Source organism: Sphingomonas prati (assembly GCF_014643515.1).
Taxonomy (GTDB): Bacteria; Pseudomonadota; Alphaproteobacteria; order Sphingomonadales; family Sphingomonadaceae; genus Sphingomonas_R; species Sphingomonas_R prati.
On record NZ_BMJP01000007.1, the window covers coordinates 74,093 to 91,764 of the forward strand.

At 60.8% G+C, this 17,672-nt stretch carries 18 protein-coding genes; 8 read left to right on the forward strand and 10 right to left on the reverse strand.

What is annotated here, in order from left to right; translation table 11 throughout:
• Positions 1-88: 88 nt before the first annotated feature.
• A complete protein-coding gene (locus IEX50_RS16320) occupies positions 89-655 on the forward strand; it encodes a TetR/AcrR family transcriptional regulator (RefSeq protein WP_198350725.1) in 567 nt (188 codons plus the stop codon).
• A gap of 199 nt (positions 656-854) precedes the next feature.
• Here IEX50_RS16320 and IEX50_RS16325 read toward each other — a convergent pair whose 3' ends face one another.
• The 6 genes from IEX50_RS16325 to IEX50_RS16350 all read right to left on the reverse strand — a co-directional run bounded on the left by IEX50_RS16325 (position 855) and on the right by IEX50_RS16350 (position 6,270).
• Positions 855-1,664, reverse strand: coding sequence for a nuclear transport factor 2 family protein (locus IEX50_RS16325; protein ID WP_184075342.1), 810 nt, complete (start codon positions 1,662-1,664; stop codon positions 855-857).
• Positions 1,661-1,819, reverse strand: coding sequence for a hypothetical protein (locus IEX50_RS16330; RefSeq protein WP_184075344.1), 159 nt, complete (start codon positions 1,817-1,819; stop codon positions 1,661-1,663). Before IEX50_RS16330 ends, IEX50_RS16325 begins: the two co-directional genes overlap by 4 nt.
• Before the next feature lie 207 nt (positions 1,820-2,026).
• The gene (locus tag IEX50_RS16335) at positions 2,027-4,243 is read right to left on the reverse strand and encodes a xanthine dehydrogenase family protein molybdopterin-binding subunit (protein ID WP_157177859.1); all 2,217 of its coding nucleotides are present in this window, start codon (positions 4,241-4,243) and stop codon (positions 2,027-2,029) included.
• A 5-nt stretch (positions 4,244-4,248) separates the two neighbouring features.
• A complete protein-coding gene (locus tag IEX50_RS16340; protein WP_157177810.1) occupies positions 4,249-5,178 on the reverse strand; it encodes an FAD binding domain-containing protein in 930 nt (309 codons plus the stop codon).
• Positions 5,175-5,804: a 2Fe-2S iron-sulfur cluster-binding protein gene (locus tag IEX50_RS16345; RefSeq protein ID WP_157177809.1), complete on the reverse strand. Its 630-nt coding sequence runs from the start codon at positions 5,802-5,804 to the stop codon at positions 5,175-5,177. Before IEX50_RS16345 ends, IEX50_RS16340 begins: the two co-directional genes overlap by 4 nt.
• 226 nt (positions 5,805-6,030) lie before the next feature.
• The gene (locus IEX50_RS16350; protein ID WP_229674128.1) at positions 6,031-6,270 is read right to left on the reverse strand and encodes an Atu4866 domain-containing protein; all 240 of its coding nucleotides are present in this window, start codon (positions 6,268-6,270) and stop codon (positions 6,031-6,033) included.
• A 222-nt stretch (positions 6,271-6,492) separates the two neighbouring features.
• Between IEX50_RS16350 and IEX50_RS16355 the strand changes: the two genes are divergently transcribed.
• Positions 6,493-7,407, forward strand: coding sequence for a LysR family transcriptional regulator (locus IEX50_RS16355; protein WP_157177807.1), 915 nt, complete (start codon positions 6,493-6,495; stop codon positions 7,405-7,407).
• A 339-nt stretch (positions 7,408-7,746) separates the two neighbouring features.
• Here IEX50_RS16355 and IEX50_RS16360 read toward each other — a convergent pair whose 3' ends face one another.
• Positions 7,747-8,781 (reverse strand): aldo/keto reductase, encoded by a 1,035-nt coding sequence (locus tag IEX50_RS16360; RefSeq protein WP_157177806.1) that lies wholly within the window; start codon positions 8,779-8,781, stop codon positions 7,747-7,749.
• Between the two features lie 105 nt (positions 8,782-8,886).
• Here IEX50_RS16360 and IEX50_RS16365 point away from each other — a divergent pair, with 105 nt between their 5' ends.
• Positions 8,887-9,516: a TetR/AcrR family transcriptional regulator gene (locus tag IEX50_RS16365; protein ID WP_157177805.1), complete on the forward strand. Its 630-nt coding sequence runs from the start codon at positions 8,887-8,889 to the stop codon at positions 9,514-9,516.
• Positions 9,517-10,109: 593 nt separating this feature from the next.
• Here the strand turns inward: IEX50_RS16365 and IEX50_RS16370 are convergent.
• Positions 10,110-11,921, reverse strand: a complete 1,812-nt coding sequence (locus IEX50_RS16370) for a glycoside hydrolase family 15 protein (RefSeq protein WP_157177804.1) — start codon at positions 11,919-11,921, stop codon at positions 10,110-10,112.
• Entirely contained in the window at positions 11,914-12,726 is an 813-nt protein-coding gene (locus tag IEX50_RS16375; protein WP_157177803.1) for an SDR family oxidoreductase, read from the reverse strand. The genes IEX50_RS16370 and IEX50_RS16375 overlap by 8 nt, the downstream gene beginning before the upstream one ends.
• Before the next feature lie 542 nt (positions 12,727-13,268).
• On the opposite strand from IEX50_RS16375, the gene IEX50_RS17585 reads away from it, so the two are divergent.
• The 3 genes from IEX50_RS17585 (at position 13,269) to IEX50_RS16385 (ending at position 15,560) form a co-directional block, all read left to right on the forward strand.
• Entirely contained in the window at positions 13,269-13,457 is a 189-nt protein-coding gene (locus IEX50_RS17585) for a hypothetical protein (RefSeq protein ID WP_229674130.1), read from the forward strand.
• Positions 13,458-13,715 carry a carboxymuconolactone decarboxylase family protein gene (locus tag IEX50_RS17590; protein ID WP_268237813.1) on the forward strand — a complete coding sequence of 86 codons (258 nt, stop codon included), beginning with the start codon at positions 13,458-13,460 and terminating at the stop codon, positions 13,713-13,715.
• 375 nt (positions 13,716-14,090) lie between these two features.
• Positions 14,091-15,560: a sensor domain-containing diguanylate cyclase gene (locus tag IEX50_RS16385; RefSeq protein WP_157177802.1), complete on the forward strand. Its 1,470-nt coding sequence runs from the start codon at positions 14,091-14,093 to the stop codon at positions 15,558-15,560.
• Positions 15,561-15,820: 260 nt separating this feature from the next.
• Here IEX50_RS16385 and IEX50_RS16390 read toward each other — a convergent pair whose 3' ends face one another.
• On the reverse strand, positions 15,821-16,291 hold the full coding sequence (locus IEX50_RS16390) for a MarR family winged helix-turn-helix transcriptional regulator (RefSeq protein ID WP_198350722.1): 471 nt from the start codon (positions 16,289-16,291) through the stop codon (positions 15,821-15,823).
• Positions 16,292-16,340: 49 nt separating this feature from the next.
• Between IEX50_RS16390 and IEX50_RS16395 the strand changes: the two genes are divergently transcribed.
• Positions 16,341-16,670: an FAD-dependent monooxygenase gene (locus IEX50_RS16395; protein ID WP_229674133.1), complete on the forward strand. Its 330-nt coding sequence runs from the start codon at positions 16,341-16,343 to the stop codon at positions 16,668-16,670.
• A 112-nt stretch (positions 16,671-16,782) separates the two neighbouring features.
• Entirely contained in the window at positions 16,783-17,580 is a 798-nt protein-coding gene (locus IEX50_RS16400; RefSeq protein WP_157177801.1) for a recombinase zinc ribbon domain-containing protein, read from the forward strand.
• Positions 17,581-17,672 lie beyond the last annotated feature (92 nt).

Consider the following 17,672-nt stretch of genomic DNA (forward strand, 5'->3'; position numbering starts at 1 on the left):
CTTCACATGTTATTCGCGTTTGAAAAGGCACGCTTCTATGTCGCTGGAAAGGCGGAAACTACCGCGTCAGGCTCGATCTGCCTTGACCGTGGAGGCAATCCTGGAGGCTACGATTCAGGTTTTGCTGGCAAGCGGATCTGACCGGCTCAACACCACCCGCGTTGCGCACCGGGCGGGCGTCTCGGTTGGGACCCTGTACCAGTATTTCCCAAACAAGCAGGCATTGCTGTTTGCTTTGGTTGACCGCCATCTAGCCGTACTGGTGGAGGCGATAGAGAATGTTTGTAGCGAGAATAAGGGCACGACGGCCGACACGATGGCCGATTTAGTAGTGAAAGCGTGGCTTGAGGCAAAAAACAGACAATTGGACACTTCGCGCGCTGTATACCATGTCGCATTAGAATTGGACACTCGCGCCTTGATCAATGCGGCTACCCGCCGCTGCGAAATTGCAATTACCGACATGCTGGCGAGCGCGTTTGATGTTACCTTTCTAGATGCTGAGATAGTCGCCCAGGTGCTTCTCGCTACCATTTACGGGACGGTTCGCGTCTTCTACGAACGCGGGACTCCGCCTGAGACCGGCAGCGAGGTCGAACAGCAGCTTACCCTTATGTGCAAATCGTATCTGAAAGCTGCAAGGCGGCCGGACTAGGTAGCGTGATGTGATCATGACCCGTAGAGCCCGGATCTTATCATGAATGCCTCGTCGTAGTTGAGGCTTCGAGATCGGCTAACGGATGCCGTTTCCTGAAACGCCATCGTTTGCGGGAAGGCGTTTATCGGCCGCTCGCCGCCGCCGCTGCAGCGATAAAACAGCGCGATCCTGCGCCAAGGCCGGTGACGCGCCCATGTCAGACTTTCCCCCGGGAAGACGATGCGACGCGGCCCTTGTTCCAGACGCGCTCGAAAGCTGGCAAGTCGAGGAACTCTTCGGCTGCGACGACCAGGCCGTCGCGCAAGGTAAGGATGAATACGTAGGCGTTGCGGTAAGCGGTGCCGTCGACTGTCGTGGCGCTGCTGGACCAGCGCACGACGACGTCGTCTCCTTCCAACCAAATCCCAAGGAGCGTCGGCGCCAGCTCGCCGACCAATTGCGTAGCGAACGGTCCCGCAATCCGCTCCATGAAGGTTGCCTTGCCTTGGTATAGACCGGCAGAGGCTCCCGATCCCATCACCGTCCAGGAGACGTCTTCGGCGACGATGTCGAAGAACGATCCGGCCCCTTCCGCCCAAGCGGCGAACGCGCCGGCGACGATCGCCCGGTTTGCCTGCGCGGGTGCAGCGACACGCGGTCCGAGGAAGTCGCGCGCCTCCACAACTCGTTCGTTCCGCACGCGCCAGATAAAGCAGGCTGGCATGGTGAAGCCGGTCCCGTCGCAGTCCACGCCGTCATAGGTGAGATCTGCAATGACGATTTCGGGGTCGGTCGCTTCGTGGATCACGAGATCGCGCGCGGTCAGCCGGACGCCCCTCGCCGCAAGACGCTGGAAATGGGCACGAAGCGCCGCGCGTCCGCGTAACGAGGCGGTCTGATCGGCGGCGAGCGGATAGCTTACCGTCACGTCTTCGGCAAAGAGATCGGCCAAGCCGTCCCATTGAGCCTTGCCGATATCGGTAAGAAACTGCTCAATCACGGCGCGCGGGCTCTTGGGCTCAGTCACGCGACGCGCCTTTGGCGGGCGGTCGCGCCTAGACCGTGAGCCGCGAACATGGCCAGCGTCAGCTTTCGCTCGAGGCCGCCAGCGTAGGTCGGCCAGGATCCGAGGCCGATTTTGGAAGCTTGGATGCCGCTGTCGCCAATTTCGCGTCGTTTCATGTCGAGATCCTGTCTGTCGTTGGTGGTTGCGGGTCAGGGGCAGGCGGTTGGGACCGTGCCGACGGGGTTCACCACGGGCTTGCCGGTAAAGCCGCTTAAAGCGGGGCGGAAAGGCATCTTCGGGTAGAGCTCGCTGCGAAGCATGGCCGAGTAGGTGATACCGCCTTGCTGAACGAAAGGCCGCAACTGGAACGTGGTTCGTCCTGCTCAGCGGTCGAGGAGACTGTCGATCAACTTGTCCGGCGTTATCGGATAGTTTCTTACGCGGACGCCGCATGCGTTGAACACAGCGTTCGCGACCGCTGCGCTGGAGCCGCAGTTTCCGAGCTCGCCCACCCCCTTTGCCTTCATGGGAGAAGAGCTGGGTTCGAGCGCGTCGAGGAACACGATGTCGAATTCCCCGACATCCGCGTGGACAGGCACGTGATAGCCGGCAAGGTCATGGTTGATGAACAGCCCATGACGATGGTCCATGACCGCCTCCTCCATCAGGGCGGCGCCGATCCCGAATGTGACGCCGCCAATCATCTGGCTGCGGGCAGTGAGGGGGTTGAGGACGCGGCCGATGTCAACGACGCTGAGCCATCGCCTCATTCTGATTTCTCCCGTGTAGCGGTCGACCCCAACCTCGCAGAAGTGGCTTCCGAAAGATGCCTCCGGACGCTGCTTCTTGGCGAACTCGATCCTGCCCGTGGTGATGAGCGGCTGCTGTCCGATCGCGTCCGGAAGCCCGACAGAGCGCGCGCCATCGACAAGGCGGCCGTCTTTGAAATCGACCGAGGCGGGATCGAAGCCGGCGTTTCTGGCTAAGCGCCGCCGCATCGCCTGACATGCTACGTACAATCCGGAGGTCGCGCTGTTGGCCCCCCACGAGCCCCCTCCTCCGGCACCTTCCGGCAAGAGACTGTCTCCAAGCCTCACGGTGACGTTCGCGATTGGAACGCCCAGCATCTCGGCGGCTGTCTGCGCCATAATGGTGTAGGTGCCAGTTCCAATGTCCGTGGCGCCGCTCTCGACCAGCACGTGGCCCGCCGGACTCATTGTCACGCGTGCACCAGAAGGCTTGACCTGGTTTCGGCGGAAGGCGGACGCCATCCCCATGCCGACCATCCAGCGGCCATCGTGGATCTGCGCGGGCCTGTCGCTACGCTGTGACCATCCGAAGCGGGTCGCGCCTTCACGCAGGCATCGGATCAGCGAACGCGACGCGAAAGGCAAGGAGGGTCCTGCCTCGGGGTCGTGGGCCACGTCGTTGCGGATCCGCAACTCGACGGGGTCGATGCCGGTGGCTTCGGCGAGTTCGTCCATCGCCACCTCCAGCGCCATCATGCCGGTCCTTTCGCCGGGCGCTCGAATCGCCGAACCTTTCGGCCAATCGACGACGATGTGGCGGTGTGTCGTCCGCCTGTTCGCGCCCGCGTAGAGCAGGCGCGTCTGATTCGCCGCCATCTCCTGTTCGCCGCCCCAATCCGGGTTCGTGTGCCAAACGTCGTGACCTATGGCCGTAAGGTGCCCTTGCCGGTCGGCACCGAGTTGCAGACGTTGGATCGTCTGCGGCGAATGCCGGGTCATGTTCATCATCTGAGGCCGCGTCATGGCAGTCCGGACGGGCCGCCGGAGCATGCGCGCCGCGAGCGCTGAAAGAATCGCCTCCGCCTGAAAATAGAGTTTACCGCCAAAGCCCCCACCTACGAAGGCCGCGACGATCCTGATCTTCTCGGGGGGCAGTAGCAGCGTACGCGGCAGGTCGCGGTAGGCCCACTCGAAGAGCTGGTGACTGGTCCACAAGGTCAAGCCGGTGCGATCGTCCCACCGAGCGAGGGCGGCGTACGGCTCCATCATCGCATGCGTGATCGGCGGCGTGGTATAGGTCCTGTCGATCGTCACTGCCGCCGATGCCATCGCCGCTTCGAGGTTACCAATCGCTGTATCTTGGCGAACCGGTGGCAGGACCGTACCAATCGAGAGCCGAGCCGCGGCTCGCCCGTGTTCGGGATCGAAGCGTCCCGGCTCTTCATCGTAGGTGATCCGGATCAGCGAGGCGGCATCGCGCGCCTGCTCGAACGTCTCCGCGACGACAAAGGCGACAGGCTGGCCGTGATCGAGGATGCGATCATCCTTGAGTTCGGGAAAGGCACCATCCTTCCGGTTCCCTTGCACGGGCGCATTGCGATGGGTGAGGACGAGGACGACGCCGGGCGCACGCTCCGCGACCGTGGTGTCGATTCGGGCGATCCTCCCGCGTCCGATACCCGCCTCGAGGATGAAGCCGATCGCCGCGCCGGGCGCCACCGCGCGGTAGTCGCTCGCATAGCGCGCGCGACCAGTGACCTTGAGCGGCCCGTCGATCCTTGAATGGGACCTGCCGACCGAGCGGCCATTGTCGATGGGGTTAGGACCGGCATCGCCGGAGAAGAGAAGCACATCGGTCAAGCGTCGAGCTCCCCTCTGAGCGCACCGCGCAGAAGCGGCAGCTTGTAGGCTTTCTGTGCGGTGGGACGCGCCTCGGCGAACGTCGCCTCGATGATCCGGTCGGCAGTGCGTTCGCCTTCGCCGGACGCATCGCGCCAAGGCATTGGCGCCACGCCTCCGTACGCGAGGCGCCGGCCGTCCGGTCCAGCGATACCTGCGATCGACACGGTGGCAAAAGCGTACGATGCGCGGTCGCGCACCTTGCGATAGAAGTGCCGGCCGCGACGTGGCGGGGGCAGGTTCACAGCCGTCACAAGCTCACCGCCATGGTTGGTTTCCAGTTGCGGATCCTGCCCCGGGAGACGGTAGAAGTCAGGGAGGGCGCGCGTTCGCACGCCCCCTGCGGCATCCACGGTCTCGACCTGCGCGTCCAGCACACGGAGTGCGACCGCCATATCGGATGGATGGGTCGCGATGCATGCCTCTGACCCGCCTATGACCGCAAGATGTCGGCTGTATCCATCGATTGCACTACAGCCAGTTCCCGGCGAGCGCTTGTTGCAGGGTGTGCTGCGGTCATAAAAGTAGGGACAGCGTGTACGTTGAAGCAGATTGCCTGCCGTCGTTGCCTTGTTGCGGATCTGCCCTGAGGCACCGGCTACGATGGCGCGACTGAGCACGGCGTAGTCGCGCCGAACTGTGACATGCGCAGCTAGGTCAGCATTTCGGACGAGCGCACCTATCCGAAGCCCCCCGGAGGCGGTCGGTTCGATGGCATTCAGGCCGATCCGGTTTATGTCGATCAGAAGGCTCGGCGTCTCAATTTGCAGCTTCATGAGGTCCAGCAGGTTCGTGCCGCCGGCGATGGCCCTTGCGCCTGTTTCCCGAGTGAGCAGCGTTGCCGCTTCCCGTGGAGACGATGCCCGATGCAGCGCGAACGGCTTCATGCGTTCATCTCCCCGGCGGCTTCGCGAATGGCAGCGACAATGTTCGGGTAGGCCCCGCAGCGGCAGAGATTGCCGCTCATCCGCTCCCGAATCTCCGGATCGGACAGCACCGGCGCTAGAAGATCGTCCGAAACATGGCTGGGCTCGCCGCGAGCCACCTCGTCCAACATTCCTATTGCCGAGCAGATCTGGCCCGGCGTGCAGAAGCCGCACTGAAATCCGTCGTTGGCAATAAACGCAGACTGCAGCGGATGAAGCGCCCCTCGCGATCCAAGCCCTTCGACGGTCGTTACCTCGTCACCCTCGTGCAGAACGGCCAGCGTCAGGCAGGAGCAGATGCGACGGCCGTTGACCAGGACGGTGCAGGCACCACACTGCCCGTGATCGCATCCCTTCTTGGTCCCTATGAGACCGAGCCGTTCGCGAAGCAGGTCGAGCAGCGATACGCGTGGATCGATGCGCATCGCCTGCGCTGTTCCGTTCACCACGAGACGCACGTCCAATGCCTCGTACTGCCGAGTTTCCGCGAGCGCGGATCCGGGAAGGGCCAGGGACGCCCCCGCCAGTCCACCCGCCGTGCTCGTCAACACTTCGCGACGTGACCAGTCATTCTCTGCGATCGTCATAGTGGTGCCTCCAGCACGTGTCGTTCGGAAGATAGCGCCTCGGTCATCTTCCAATTGAAGGTCGTCTTTCGCCCAGCTCGTTGGAGCGAACGTTCCGCTTACTTCGCCGGGATGCGCCTGAGCACCTCATCATAGGGAACGATATCAAGGAACGCGGTCGCTTCGATCGCCTTGCCTCAGGAAAATTCCAAACATAGCTGTTGCGGTAAGGGTGGCCGTCCCTCGCCTATCGGCGGCGCAGGATCATGCCGCCGTGGTGCAGGGTGTCGGCGTCGACGAAGTCTCCGTCCGCCGTGAAACCGGTGTCGTCCCAATATTCGATGTGGCTGCCCTGGACCTCGTAGCGTCCTCGGTAGGCGCTCTCGCGGTTGCCGCGCGCCTCGTCGTAACGCCCGTTGGGCAGAAGCTCGTGGCGGACCCTACCGTCTTTGGTGACCCACATGCCGACGTACGGATTCCGTGCCATAGGCTCCTCGCTGGATGGTGGCCGCTGCTGTGGGCGGGAAGATGACTCAGCGCGTTGCGCGAACGAAATGATCGAGGCTGAGGCGACCAGAGTTGCGGTAAGCGCGAGCAACAAACCTGATTTTCTCATGTTCGTCCGCCTTCCTACTGGAATCGAAATAGGCCGCAGCCGATGTTCGGCCTAGACGCTGATCCCGGATGCGCTGGTAAACGGAGCTAACCAATGACCGATAAGCTTGAAGGGCTGACGGTGTTCCTCGCCGTGGCTGAGACGCGCAGCTTCCGCGCGGCAAGCGAGCGGCTCGGCGTCACGCGCTCGGCCGTCAGCCAGGCCTTCCAGCGGTTAGAAGATCGGCTCGGTGTCGCTCTCGCCCAGCGTACTACGCGAAGCGTCCGTCTGACCGAGGCCGGAGAGCAGCTTTACGCGGCCGCCCGCCCAGCGGTTGAGGACTTGGAAGCCGCGTTGCTGGCCGCCCAGGAACTGCGCGGGCGTCCCACCGGCCGGCTACGGCTGTGCGTCTCCTCCATAGCCGATAACTTCCTGAAGGGGCCGGCGTTGGTCGGGTTCCTAGCCGCGTATCCGAACATCGGCATCGACATCACCGTCACGGACGCGGAATTCGATATCGTCCGCGAGGGGTACGACGCCGGTGTAAGACTGGGTGAGGTGATCGAACAGGACATGATCGCTGTTCCCGTCTCTGCTGAGCAGCGCCAGTCTACCGTTGCGTCTCCGGATTACCTTGCCCGCCATGGGACGCCCGCGCACCCGCGCGACTTGATCAACCACCTGTGCATCGGCTGGCGCCCAAACGCGGACGTGGCGCCGTATCGGTGGGAATACACCGAGAATGGCCGCGACTTCGACGTGGCGGTCGAACCGCGGGTAACCACAAACGATATGAACATGATGGTCCGCCTCGCTTGCGCTGACGTTGGTCTCACGTTCGGGATGATGGAAACATTCCAGCCCAATTTGCAGCGGGGCGAGCTCGTCGCCGTACTGGAAGCCTTTCTGCCCCCTTTCCCGGGATTCTTCTTGTTCTTTCCCAAACGGCAGCACCAACCGGCAAAGCTGCGCGCGTTGATCGATCATTTCCGTGCTGAAGCGCGATATATACCTGCTGGACGCCCTTGAGCAGAGGGACAGCCAACCACTACCTTCAGTAAGCAGCTGCCACCGGGTGGTCCGGGTATCCGCTAGCCGTTGATGTTGCCTGCATTTGCCCTTCGCCAACGTCACCGTGATCGGCTGCCCGTGGCAAAACTTAAGAGTTTAGCAATATCGAAGGTGGCGCTTAGAAGCGGTCGGTCCGATCGCGGACCCGTATGTTTCAACACCCCGTCTGCTCGCCGAACGTTCCCGGGGTCATCGGGCGGTTTATGTGGCGGCGATCTGCATCTATTCGCCGGCTCTGCTGTATCACCGGGCTAACGGCACTAGCGGGCGCGATGGATCGTACCCGCTAGTCTCGCGTCAGGCGGCTGCGCGTTCGTCGAGGTTCCGGCGACGTAACAGGCTGTTCGATATAGCGGGCGGTGCATAGGCGGCGCCCTCCAGCGGCGCGACATCCACGCCCGGCGGCACGATCTCGTCGATACGATTCAGTACATCGTCGCTCAGCCGGACGGTGGCGCCGCTCAGCAGGCCGTCTAGCTGCTCTTCCGTGCGCGGGCCGATGATTGCTGCGGTGAGCGCCGGATGCGACACGACGAAAGCCAGCGCCATGTGCATGAGCGACATGTCCACACTCTCTGCCAGCGGGATGAGTTGCTCGACGGCGTCCAGACTGCTTTCATCCGACATCGCCTTGGGAAAAACTCTTGCGCGCAGCGAGTCCGGCGTCCTTTCGCCCTTGCGGTATTTGCCGGTCAGCATGCCTTTGGCGAGCGGACTCCAGGCCATCACGCCCATGCCGTAGCGCTGGCAGGTTGGTAGCACCTCGCGTTCGATCGCACGGTTGAGAATGGAATAAGGCGGCTGTTCGGTACGGAAGCGGGCAAGGCCGCGGCGCTCCGCAACGTGCTGAGCTTCGACGATGTCGGAGGCGGGCACGGTGGATGTGCCGAAAGCCCGGATCTTGCCCGCGCGCATCAGGTCGGTCAGCGTCGACAGGATCTCTTCGACGTCGGTGTCGGCCGGCATGCGGTGGACCTGATAGAGGTCGATATGGTCCGTTCCTAGTCGGCGAAGCGAGCCTTCGACGGCTTTGACGATCCAGCGGCGCGACGCGCCCTGCTGGTTCGGATCCTGCCCCATCGGCCCGGTGAACTTGGTGGCCAGTACGACATGGTCGCGGCGTCCCTTGAGCGCACGGCCGACGATCGTCTCGGACTCGCCGTCGCTATAACGGTCGGCGGTGTCGACGAAGTTGATCCCGAAATCGAGTGCCTTGTGTATGATGCGGGTACAGGCATCATGATCGGCGTTCGCCATTTTACCGAACATCATTGCGCCCAGGCAATAGGGGCTGACCTTGATACCGGTTCGTCCGAGGGTTCGATAGAGCATGACGATCTCCTGCTTGGCCTTGCCCGGACCGCTTCCGGGCGATATCTTAGTGGAACGTGCTCCGCTTTATATGCGGAACGTGTTCCGGATTTCAATGGGGTTGTGATGGCAGACGCGCAGGGCGCCGGGAAAACACCGGTCGAAGAGCAAATTTCGACCGGAAAGCGCGTGCGTGCGGATGCGCAGCGTAACCTGCTCGCGGTCCTCCGGGCGGCAAAGGACGTGTTTGCCATTTCCGGCGTCGATGCGCCGGTGCGCGACATCGCGGAGCGGGCGGGTGTGGGTGTCGGCACGCTCTATCGACATTACCCGCACCGGGCCGACCTGATCGCGGCCGTGTTCCGTCAGGAAATGGACGCCTGTGCAGACGAGGCAGATGCACTTGGCGCCAGCCTCCCACCATTCGAGGCATTGTCGACATGGATGCGACGCTTTGTCGATCTTGCCGTCACCAAACAGGGGCTTGCCAAGGCCTTGCACTCGGGCGATCCGGCGTTTGAAGGGTTGCCGGCCCGGCGCGAAGAACGTCTGATGCCTGCATTTCGCCGCCTTTTTGAACGTGCAGCAGCGTCAGGTACGATCCGCGATGACATCGGATCGGACGAGTTCGTCAGGGCGGCCGCCAGCCTATGTCTGTCCGGGGCCGACACCGAACAGGCGCAACGGCTCGTCGGGCTTCTGGTGGATGGGCTACGCAGACCAGAGGATGGTCGCGAACATGATGATGGTCGCTAAGATCAGACGAAGGCCTAGTGCGGCCAGACCGTTCACTACCCGCGGTCATTCGCCGCACGTGCGATCGCGGCGTGACGATTTCAGCTGTCGCCACGACCTCAAAAAATCCGCCCCCAAATGATTATGTGGCACCCCCGTCAACGCTTCGGAGGGCACTGGTAGCGGCGTGGCGAGAGCGTGGTACCCCTCTCTGCGATCTGACGGCATCGTTTTGCCGTTTGTTTCAGCCGGGAATGGCGTCTGTCAGGCACAGCTATCCCATGGTCCTGCAGCGTTGGTGGAAGATCGGGCCTACTTCACCTTGCCCGCCTGGCCTTGATGTGTGAGGCGTTGTCGCGGACGTGCTCGTCAAGGTGTAGTTATTGGTTCCTTAGCGTCAGCACAATGCCGGTCCGAGGCAATAAGCGGGATGGGTCGCGTGCGGCGTCCACGTCTTGTGTCTCCGGTCGTTAACCAACTTTCCTAATTGAGCATTGTTTTAGGGACCGCTGGGGCTTTCCCGATTGTCGTCCCCAGCCTACTGCAGCACAAACGAGCCGCGTTGTCCCGCTAAGCACGGGTCCGGCGAACCGCCCAGCTTGGCGGCCTGGGCATCAAGGCTGCCAATTTGGTTGGTATGCCGGATCGAGCCGTCGATCTAGAAAATAGGCAGCGCTAATGAAGGCGAGGTGGCTCAATGCCTGAGGGAAGTTTCCAAGCGGCAAACCACGAATGTCGACCTCCTCTGCAAATAGTCCAAGATGGTTGGCATAGACGACGCCCTTGGCCATGATCATCCGTGCGTCATCGAGCCGTCCGGCCCGGGCGAGGCATTCCGCATACCAAAATGTGCAAGTTGTGAAGGCTCCTTCGTCGCCGTCAAGGCTGTCTGCACCCCGATAGCGATATACCAACCCGTCATCACAAAGCTGTTCACCGATGGCGTCGAGCGTCTTGAGCCAAACGGGGTCGGTCGAAGAAACGAAGCGGACGAGCGGCATCATGAGTAGTGCGGCGTCGAGCTCGGTTCCACCGCGCTCTCGTACGAAGTAGCCGTACTCGGGATGACGGAAATTATTCCAGACATCATCGACGATTTCGTCTCGCGCTTCGGCCCACGCGACGAGCGGCGCCGGAAGCGACCGTTTATTCGCAAGACGGATAGCGCGGTCGATTGCCACCCAGCACATGACGCGCGAGTGAAGGAAGTGACGCGGCTCCGAACGCATCTCCCAGATGCCGGCGTCCGGTTCGTGCCAATGTTCGAGCACATAATCAACAATGCCGCGGACGTGTCTCCAACCGTCATGGCTTATTGCAGAGCCATACTTGTTCGACAGATAAACGCTGTCCAGGAGTTCACCGAAGATGTCGAGTTGTGTTTGTGTATGTGCTGCGTTGCCAATCCGGACCGGCTGGCTGTCCGCGTAGCCTATAAGATGCGTTAGTTTCCGCTCATCTGCCGTGACCGACCCGTCGAGCGAGTACATAATGCGCAGCGGGCACTTACGGTCAGACGCCACAACACGCTGGCCCACCCATTGATTGAAATGCTCTGCTTCATCGATGAAGCCCAACCGCATGAAAGCGTATACGGTGAACGAGGCATCTCGGATCCAGGTCGCGCGATAATCCCAGTTCCGCTCCGAACCTTCGGCTTCGGGCAGCGAGAACGTCGCCGCAGCTGCAATCGAGCCGTGGCGGGCAGACGTAAGCAGTTTCAGCGTCAGCGCCGACCGGAGCACCTGTTCACGCCAGCGTCCCTTGTAAGTCGACTGCGACTGCCAGGTTCGCCACTCCTGCGTTGTAGCTTCGATCTGTGCCAGGATCGCAGAGTCTTCGGGGCGAGACATCATGTGGTCACCAAGGACGAACCAGACGCTTTCGCCCTTGGATAGGGTGAAATGCCCGCTCGCAGCACCGGCCTGCTGGTCGAGCCCGGTAGAAGCAAACAGGCAGAGCGACATATCTCGTCCCGAAAAGCGAACGCCACCGTCAACGGCCGTGACCTCGGGTACTTCGCGAGCGTAATCGAATCGAGGAGTGCAACGCACCGTGAAAGTCACGGTCCCGCTCGTCGCCGTAAGGCGGCGGATCAGGCTGCGAGCGCCGTGGCCAGAGCGGAGGCGAGCTTCCGGCTGTGGCATTAGATCCACGACTTCGGCGCTGCCGTCTTTTGCCATCCAGCGGGTAATCAGGACATTGGTGCCCGGAACGTAGAGTTGAAGGTGACGGGGCTGATCAAGCTCTGGCTCGATCGTGAATGCGCCCCCTCGGTCGGTATCCAGAAGGTCGGCGAATATCGTTGGGCTGTCGAGCGCGGGCCAACACAGATAGTCGATGGTGCCATCACGGGCGATTAGTGCTGCGGTCTCAAGATCGCCGATGATACCGTGATCGCCGATCGTTCTAAAGGGCTTAACCATTGTCGCGGAATTCAGGATAGAGCGACATGCCCCCGTCAACGAACAGGGTCGTTCCAGTTACATAGTCGGCATCGTCCGACGCTAACCACACTGTCGCCCGGGCAACGTCCTCCGGCTCGCCAATCCGGCCGTAGGGAATAAGCTTAAGCAATTTGGTCAGCGCCTCCTCGCTATCCCATGCCTCCCTGTTGATCGGTGTCCGCATAGCGCCCGGTGCAACCGCGTTGACCCTGATACCGTCTGATGCAACTTCCTGTGCAAGCGAACGCATCAACATGCGCACGCCGCCCTTGGCCGAAGCGTAATTGACGTGCCCCGCCCAGGGAATAATCTCATGCACCGAACTCACGGCAATAATGACGCCCGCGCTTCGAGCCGGCCGACCCTCCGCTAGCTGTACGCGAAAGCGTCGCACTGCTTCGCGCGCACACAAAAATTGGCCGGTCAGATTGATGTCAATGACCGTATTCCAGTCCTCGAGCGACATGTCGCCTATTGGGGCGTCCTTTTGCACACCTGAGTTAGAGACGAGCAAGTCGATGCGTCCGAATGCCGTGGCTGCCTCATGGAACAGGCGCACCACATCTTGTTCCTGTGAGACGTCAGCCTGCACGGCGATCGCACGTCCGCCTCGGTCGGTAATATGACGGGCGAGTTCCTCCGCAGGTTCTGCCTGCGAGCTATAATTGATCGCTACCGAGGCGCCGGCGTTCGCCAAGGCGCCGGCAATCGCAAGGCCGATACCTGAGCTTGCACCGGTTACGATCGCGGCATGATCCGCGAGGGGGAGTTTACTAGACTGCAAAACATATCTCCAAACAGTTTAGGGAAATTGGGTCGAACCAGTCCGTTATTAGCCGCTAAAGTAGAGCGATGAATTGGAACCCCAATCAAACAAATTGCTTCCGATAGTCGCGGATGGAGCGAGAGAAAGATCGCGGCCGCGCTGGCGCACGGCAATGCGGCTGCGCCACTAAAACTCAGACGTCAGCCCAGTTTTGCGCCGCCTCGGCTAACTGAGGTGTAATATATTACGTCTAGCGACGAGTTTCCGATTTCTATCACGTTGATCCCTCACCCTACTTTGGTTGAGGCCGACAACTAGAGAGAACGATCGATAACCAAAATACGGGAGACCGGAAAAGTCTTGCCTTTTCCTCCAACGGGAACGCAGCCAGCTGCGTTCGATCGGTCCTGCCACGACGGTCGAACGCCGACAGATGCTGGAAGCGCATCGCGCTGCCCTTGCTGTTCGACAGCCCGAATTGACCGGGCTGATCGCCACGCTCGATGCGAAGATTTTGCACTACCGCGACATGGAGGTCGACATGGAAGGAAAGAACGATGATGGACCGACGTCCAATAATGGTGGCCGGGGTCGTACTGCCGCGTGCGAGCAAGCCGGTGGCGCGTCACACCGTCATGGATAATGCGCGTTACCAGCGTGGGCTGGAGCAGCTTGAGGCCGTAAGCGGTCCGCACGGTGCGAAAGGGGTGCAGAGCCTGGAGGGCATCGCTCCCGACCTCGGCCGCTAGATCGTCGAGTTCGCCTATGGCGATACTTTTTCGCGCCCTGGGCTGGACGTGAAGACGCGCGAATTGGCGACGGTCGCGGCGCTGACGGCGATGGGGACTGCTGCACCCCAACTCAAAGTCCATATGCAAGCGGCATTCCGCGTCGGAGCTAATCGACAGGAGATCATCGAGACCGTCATGCAGACGATACCCTATGCCGGATTTCCGGCCGCACTGAACGCCGTGGCCATCGCTCGGGACGTGTTCGCAGCAACATAGCTGCTCGGGTTCAGTCATTCACGATTGGGAACGTGGATCGGGAAGCCGGATGCCACGGTCGCCGCGCCGCATCCGATGGCGGACCTTTTCCAAAATCTGTTCCCGATCCACTTTTTAAAAAAGTGTCGTTCAAGATGGGAAAACGTGAATCGCGCGCGGGCGCATGACGTGTTCCGGAACGAACTGCAGATACATGAAACGGGGCCTCTTTCCTAAACATTTCGCGGCACCGAAGACCCACAAGTGGACATTCGAGAGCCCTTCGTCGCCTCCTAACTTCAGCCATTCGTTCATTTGGTTGGACGGCGATTTCTCGGCGACTGGAGATGCTAGAAAGCGGACGTTCAACCCCGGCCCCATCTCCAGATCGAACGATTGCTGGATTATCCGATCTTTAACATTCAAGACGGATACTGCCTCATGCCAAAACAATTTGCAACAACCCGACTTTTTGCTCTCCAAAGCCTCGAACTGCTTGACTCAGACCCCGAGCCTGAGTTTGATTCCATCACTAGCGCCGCGCAACACCTGTTCGGCTGCAAGATTGCGCTAGTCTCCCTGGTCGACAAAGATCGTCAATGGTTCAAAGCGAAGTGCGGCTTGGGCGAGGCTGAAACGCCGCGAGACGTGTCCTTCTGCGCCCATGCAGTGGAGGCAGACGATGATCTGATCGTCCCCGACGCGACGCTCGATCGGCGTTTCCGGGATAATCCTCTGGTGATTGGGCCACCCTACATCCGTATGTATGTGGGTGTGCCGCTGAGGGTGTCAGACCCGAGCGGCAACCTGGTTCCTATCGGCACCCTCTGCGTGATCGATGACACGCCCCGCGAACCTGCGGCGGACCAGATCGAACATCTCCGTGGAATGGCCCGTGTGTTGGGCGCACTTTGCCAGCTTCGGCGCAACAACCGGGAAAACTTGAAGCTGGCTTTAGAAAGAAACAATGCAGTATTGTCCGCTGAACGCCTCAGCAAACAACTATTGCAGGCTGAAAGGATGGCGGAGATCGGATCCTGGCGGCTTGACTTGGCCACAAGTAAGGTTTCCTGGTCAGAGCAAGTGTTCAAGATCCATGGTCTGCCTGCATCCGAGCATCCGGATCTCGACGCCGCACTGGAATTCTACCCCCCAGAGGACCGAACGCGGATACTTGAGGCAGTCGCAGCATGTAGCGAACATGGCGCTCCGTATGACCTCGAGCTCGATTTCATCGATGCCCAAGCACGTCACCGCCGCGTTCGCGCGCTTGGTGAGGTTGAAATGCAAAACGGACAGGCGGCGGCGATCGTCGGTGTATTTCAGGACATAACAGAACGCTACCGGGCAGAACGCAGACTGCACCAGCTGGCCTACACTGATGAGCTAACCCAGCTCCCCGGTCGACGGTGGCTCAACGACGAGCTTGATCGTCTTGTCTCCAAGGCCCGCATCAGTGGTGAGCCATTGGCTGTCGCGCTGCTGGACCTCGATCACTTCAAACAGGTTAACGACCAGTTCGGACACGCTGCTGGCGATGACGTCCTGCGCAACACCGCCTCCACGCTACGGGATGCACCTTATTTCACCAACCACTTCGCCGCGAGACTGGGCGGCGACGAATTCGTCCTGATCCTTCGGGGCGAAGACGCAGGACAGCACTGCGCAATTGGCTTGGATCGCCTGCGTAGCGACCTGAGGCAACAGGTTCGTGTGGGTGATGCAATAGTCGAGGTATCTGCCACGATTGGCGTTGCGCGGGCAACCAATGTCCTCTGCTCCCGCTCCTCTCTTCTGGGAAGCGCCGACGCCGCGCTATATGACGCCAAGATAGTGAGACGAGGAACGACGAAGTTTGCCGCATAAAATGCTGTGGACTATCCCGAGACAGGAAAGCCTTGTCTTCACCGTTTTGCCGATAGCTTTTGCAGCATCGATGTCCGCATTTGGGCGCAAGCCGCCCGGCCGCTTTTCCTAGCAAGACGCAAAGTCGGTCGTTCGCGGGCTGTTCTAGGCTGCCCACGTTCGGCCATTCATTCATATTGATTGCAGGGTGTGTTGGGCACTGGATCACGGCCAACATGCCGCTGGCTTTCCCAAAAGGGATGGTGTTTCGGTAAAGAACGTCAGGACTGCTCCACGTGGTCACTCTGCACCGCGTCAGCGAAACGGCGCATCAGCCGGGCAAGATCGGCAATGTCCTGGTCTGCCCAATCATCGAAGATCGTGCCTGCCATCGCCTCACGCGCGAAGTCGATCTTGTCGGTCAAGGCCTTGCCACTGGCGGTTATCACAGCTTCGCGCACACGCCCGTCAGTTGCGGCTGATTGGCGCTCCACAAAGCCGAGGCTTTCCAGTTTGGTCACTTGGCGGCTTACCGTCGTATAATCGCGTCCCACCCGATCGGCGAGATCCACGATCCCGATCGATCCGAGCCGCTCCACCATTACCAGAAGGGGAAACACTGCACGATCAAGCGCTATTCCCGCCTCTAGGACCATCACCGCGTCACGCTGCGGCCGGTTCATCACGCTGACGATATCGATCAGCGAACCGTGCAGATCGCGCAGCAGCTCGGAGGTGAGTATATTATGCACCTTTAATTTGATACACTCGCGCTGTGCTATCTATGTGCATAATGCACATATGGAGCGCGGCATGACAAATGGTTTAGCGGCAGATGTACTGATTTGCGGCGCGGGGGCGACCGGCTTGACGTTGGCAATCGATGTGGCCCGCCGCGGCATCTCATTCCGACTGATCGAGAAGCTGGACGATCCCTTCCGGGGTTCGCGCAACGAGGGTATCCAGCCCCGCACGCAGGAAGTGTTCGAAGACCTTGGCATCCTCGACCGGATCGTTGCCGCGGGTGGCTTCTATCCCAAGCAGCGGGAATATCAGGATGACGGCAGCTTCATCGAGACCGACGTGGTTGAGGCCGAACCTGCGGCACCCACTCGTTGGGATACTCAATAACCCGCTTTACGCAGGCCGCCTGGTGTAGAACCGCCGTCAGTGGCGCAAGAATCCAGACAGTGAGCAGCGTGAGCGTCGCTACCGCCTGCGCGACGAGGCGGAGTGGGTGGAGGTGGCCGTACCTGATCTTCGCATCGTCGATGAGGTCCACTGGGAAGCAACCGCGGATGAGGTCGAACGACGCAGGCGAGATCCGAGCACCGCTTCCCCGACCGGCCGTCCCCGTCAGAAACACCTGCTCAGCGGGCTCATCAAATGCAGTTGCTGCGGCTCAAGCTACGTGATCAGCGGCAAGGACTATTATCGCTGCATCGGCAAGAAGGAGCGCGGAACCTGCTTGAACTCCCTATCCGTCCGCAAGGGACCGTTCGAAACAGCGACACTTGCGGTCCTACACCACGGCCTTCTGACCGAGGAGCATACGGAGATCTTCGCGGCAGAGTTCGCGCGCGAGATGGCTCGGCTCTCGGCCACCAGCGTCGACAAACACCGTTTAGATCTGGACCGGCTCGCTGTTGTTCAGAGCGAGATCGAAACCCTTGCGACGAACATGCTGAGGGCGGTGGCCAGCCCTACCCTGCTAACACTCCTGGCTGATCGTGAGGCCGAAAAGACTCATCTGGAACGGCGGTTGAGTTCGAAACAAGCGGAAGTTCGAGTGCAACGAAACACTGAGCTTTCACATTCAGCCGTCATCAGCCTGTTCAAGACGAAGGTCGCCGATCTGCGCGACGCGCTGAACGATGATAACGTTCCCGTCGAAGCCGCGAAGACGCTGGCAACGCTCATTGAGAGTGTCACGATCGATCCGGACGCCGAGAGCGCGGCCTCGAAGCGGAGGTCGTCGCGAAGGTGGCCGACCTCATCGCCTATGCGACAAACGAAAACTCCCTCAAGCCGGACGGCCTGAGGGAGTTGTGAGATCGTTGGTTGCGGGGACAGGATTTGAACCTGTGACCTTCAGGTTATGAGCCTGACGAGCTACCGGGCTGCTCCACCCCG

Coding starts and splice junctions, on each gene's coding strand:
- IEX50_RS16345 (WP_157177809.1), bottom strand. CDS start 5,804: ATGACGATCGCAGAGAATGACTGGTCACGTCGCGAAGTGTTGACGAGC.
- IEX50_RS16365 (WP_157177805.1), top strand. CDS start 8,887: ATGGCAGACGCGCAGGGCGCCGGGAAAACACCGGTCGAAGAGCAAATT.
- IEX50_RS16370 (WP_157177804.1), bottom strand. CDS start 11,921: ATGGTTAAGCCCTTTAGAACGATCGGCGATCACGGTATCATCGGCGAT.
- IEX50_RS16340 (WP_157177810.1), bottom strand. CDS start 5,178: ATGAAGCCGTTCGCGCTGCATCGGGCATCGTCTCCACGGGAAGCGGCA.
- IEX50_RS16330 (WP_184075344.1), bottom strand. CDS start 1,819: ATGAAACGACGCGAAATTGGCGACAGCGGCATCCAAGCTTCCAAAATC.
- IEX50_RS16360 (WP_157177806.1), bottom strand. CDS start 8,781: ATGCTCTATCGAACCCTCGGACGAACCGGTATCAAGGTCAGCCCCTAT.
- IEX50_RS16395 (WP_229674133.1), top strand. CDS start 16,341: ATGGAGCGCGGCATGACAAATGGTTTAGCGGCAGATGTACTGATTTGC.
- IEX50_RS16350 (WP_229674128.1), bottom strand. CDS start 6,270: ATGGCACGGAATCCGTACGTCGGCATGTGGGTCACCAAAGACGGTAGG.
- IEX50_RS16355 (WP_157177807.1), top strand. CDS start 6,493: ATGACCGATAAGCTTGAAGGGCTGACGGTGTTCCTCGCCGTGGCTGAG.
- IEX50_RS17585 (WP_229674130.1), top strand. CDS start 13,269: ATGGACCGACGTCCAATAATGGTGGCCGGGGTCGTACTGCCGCGTGCG.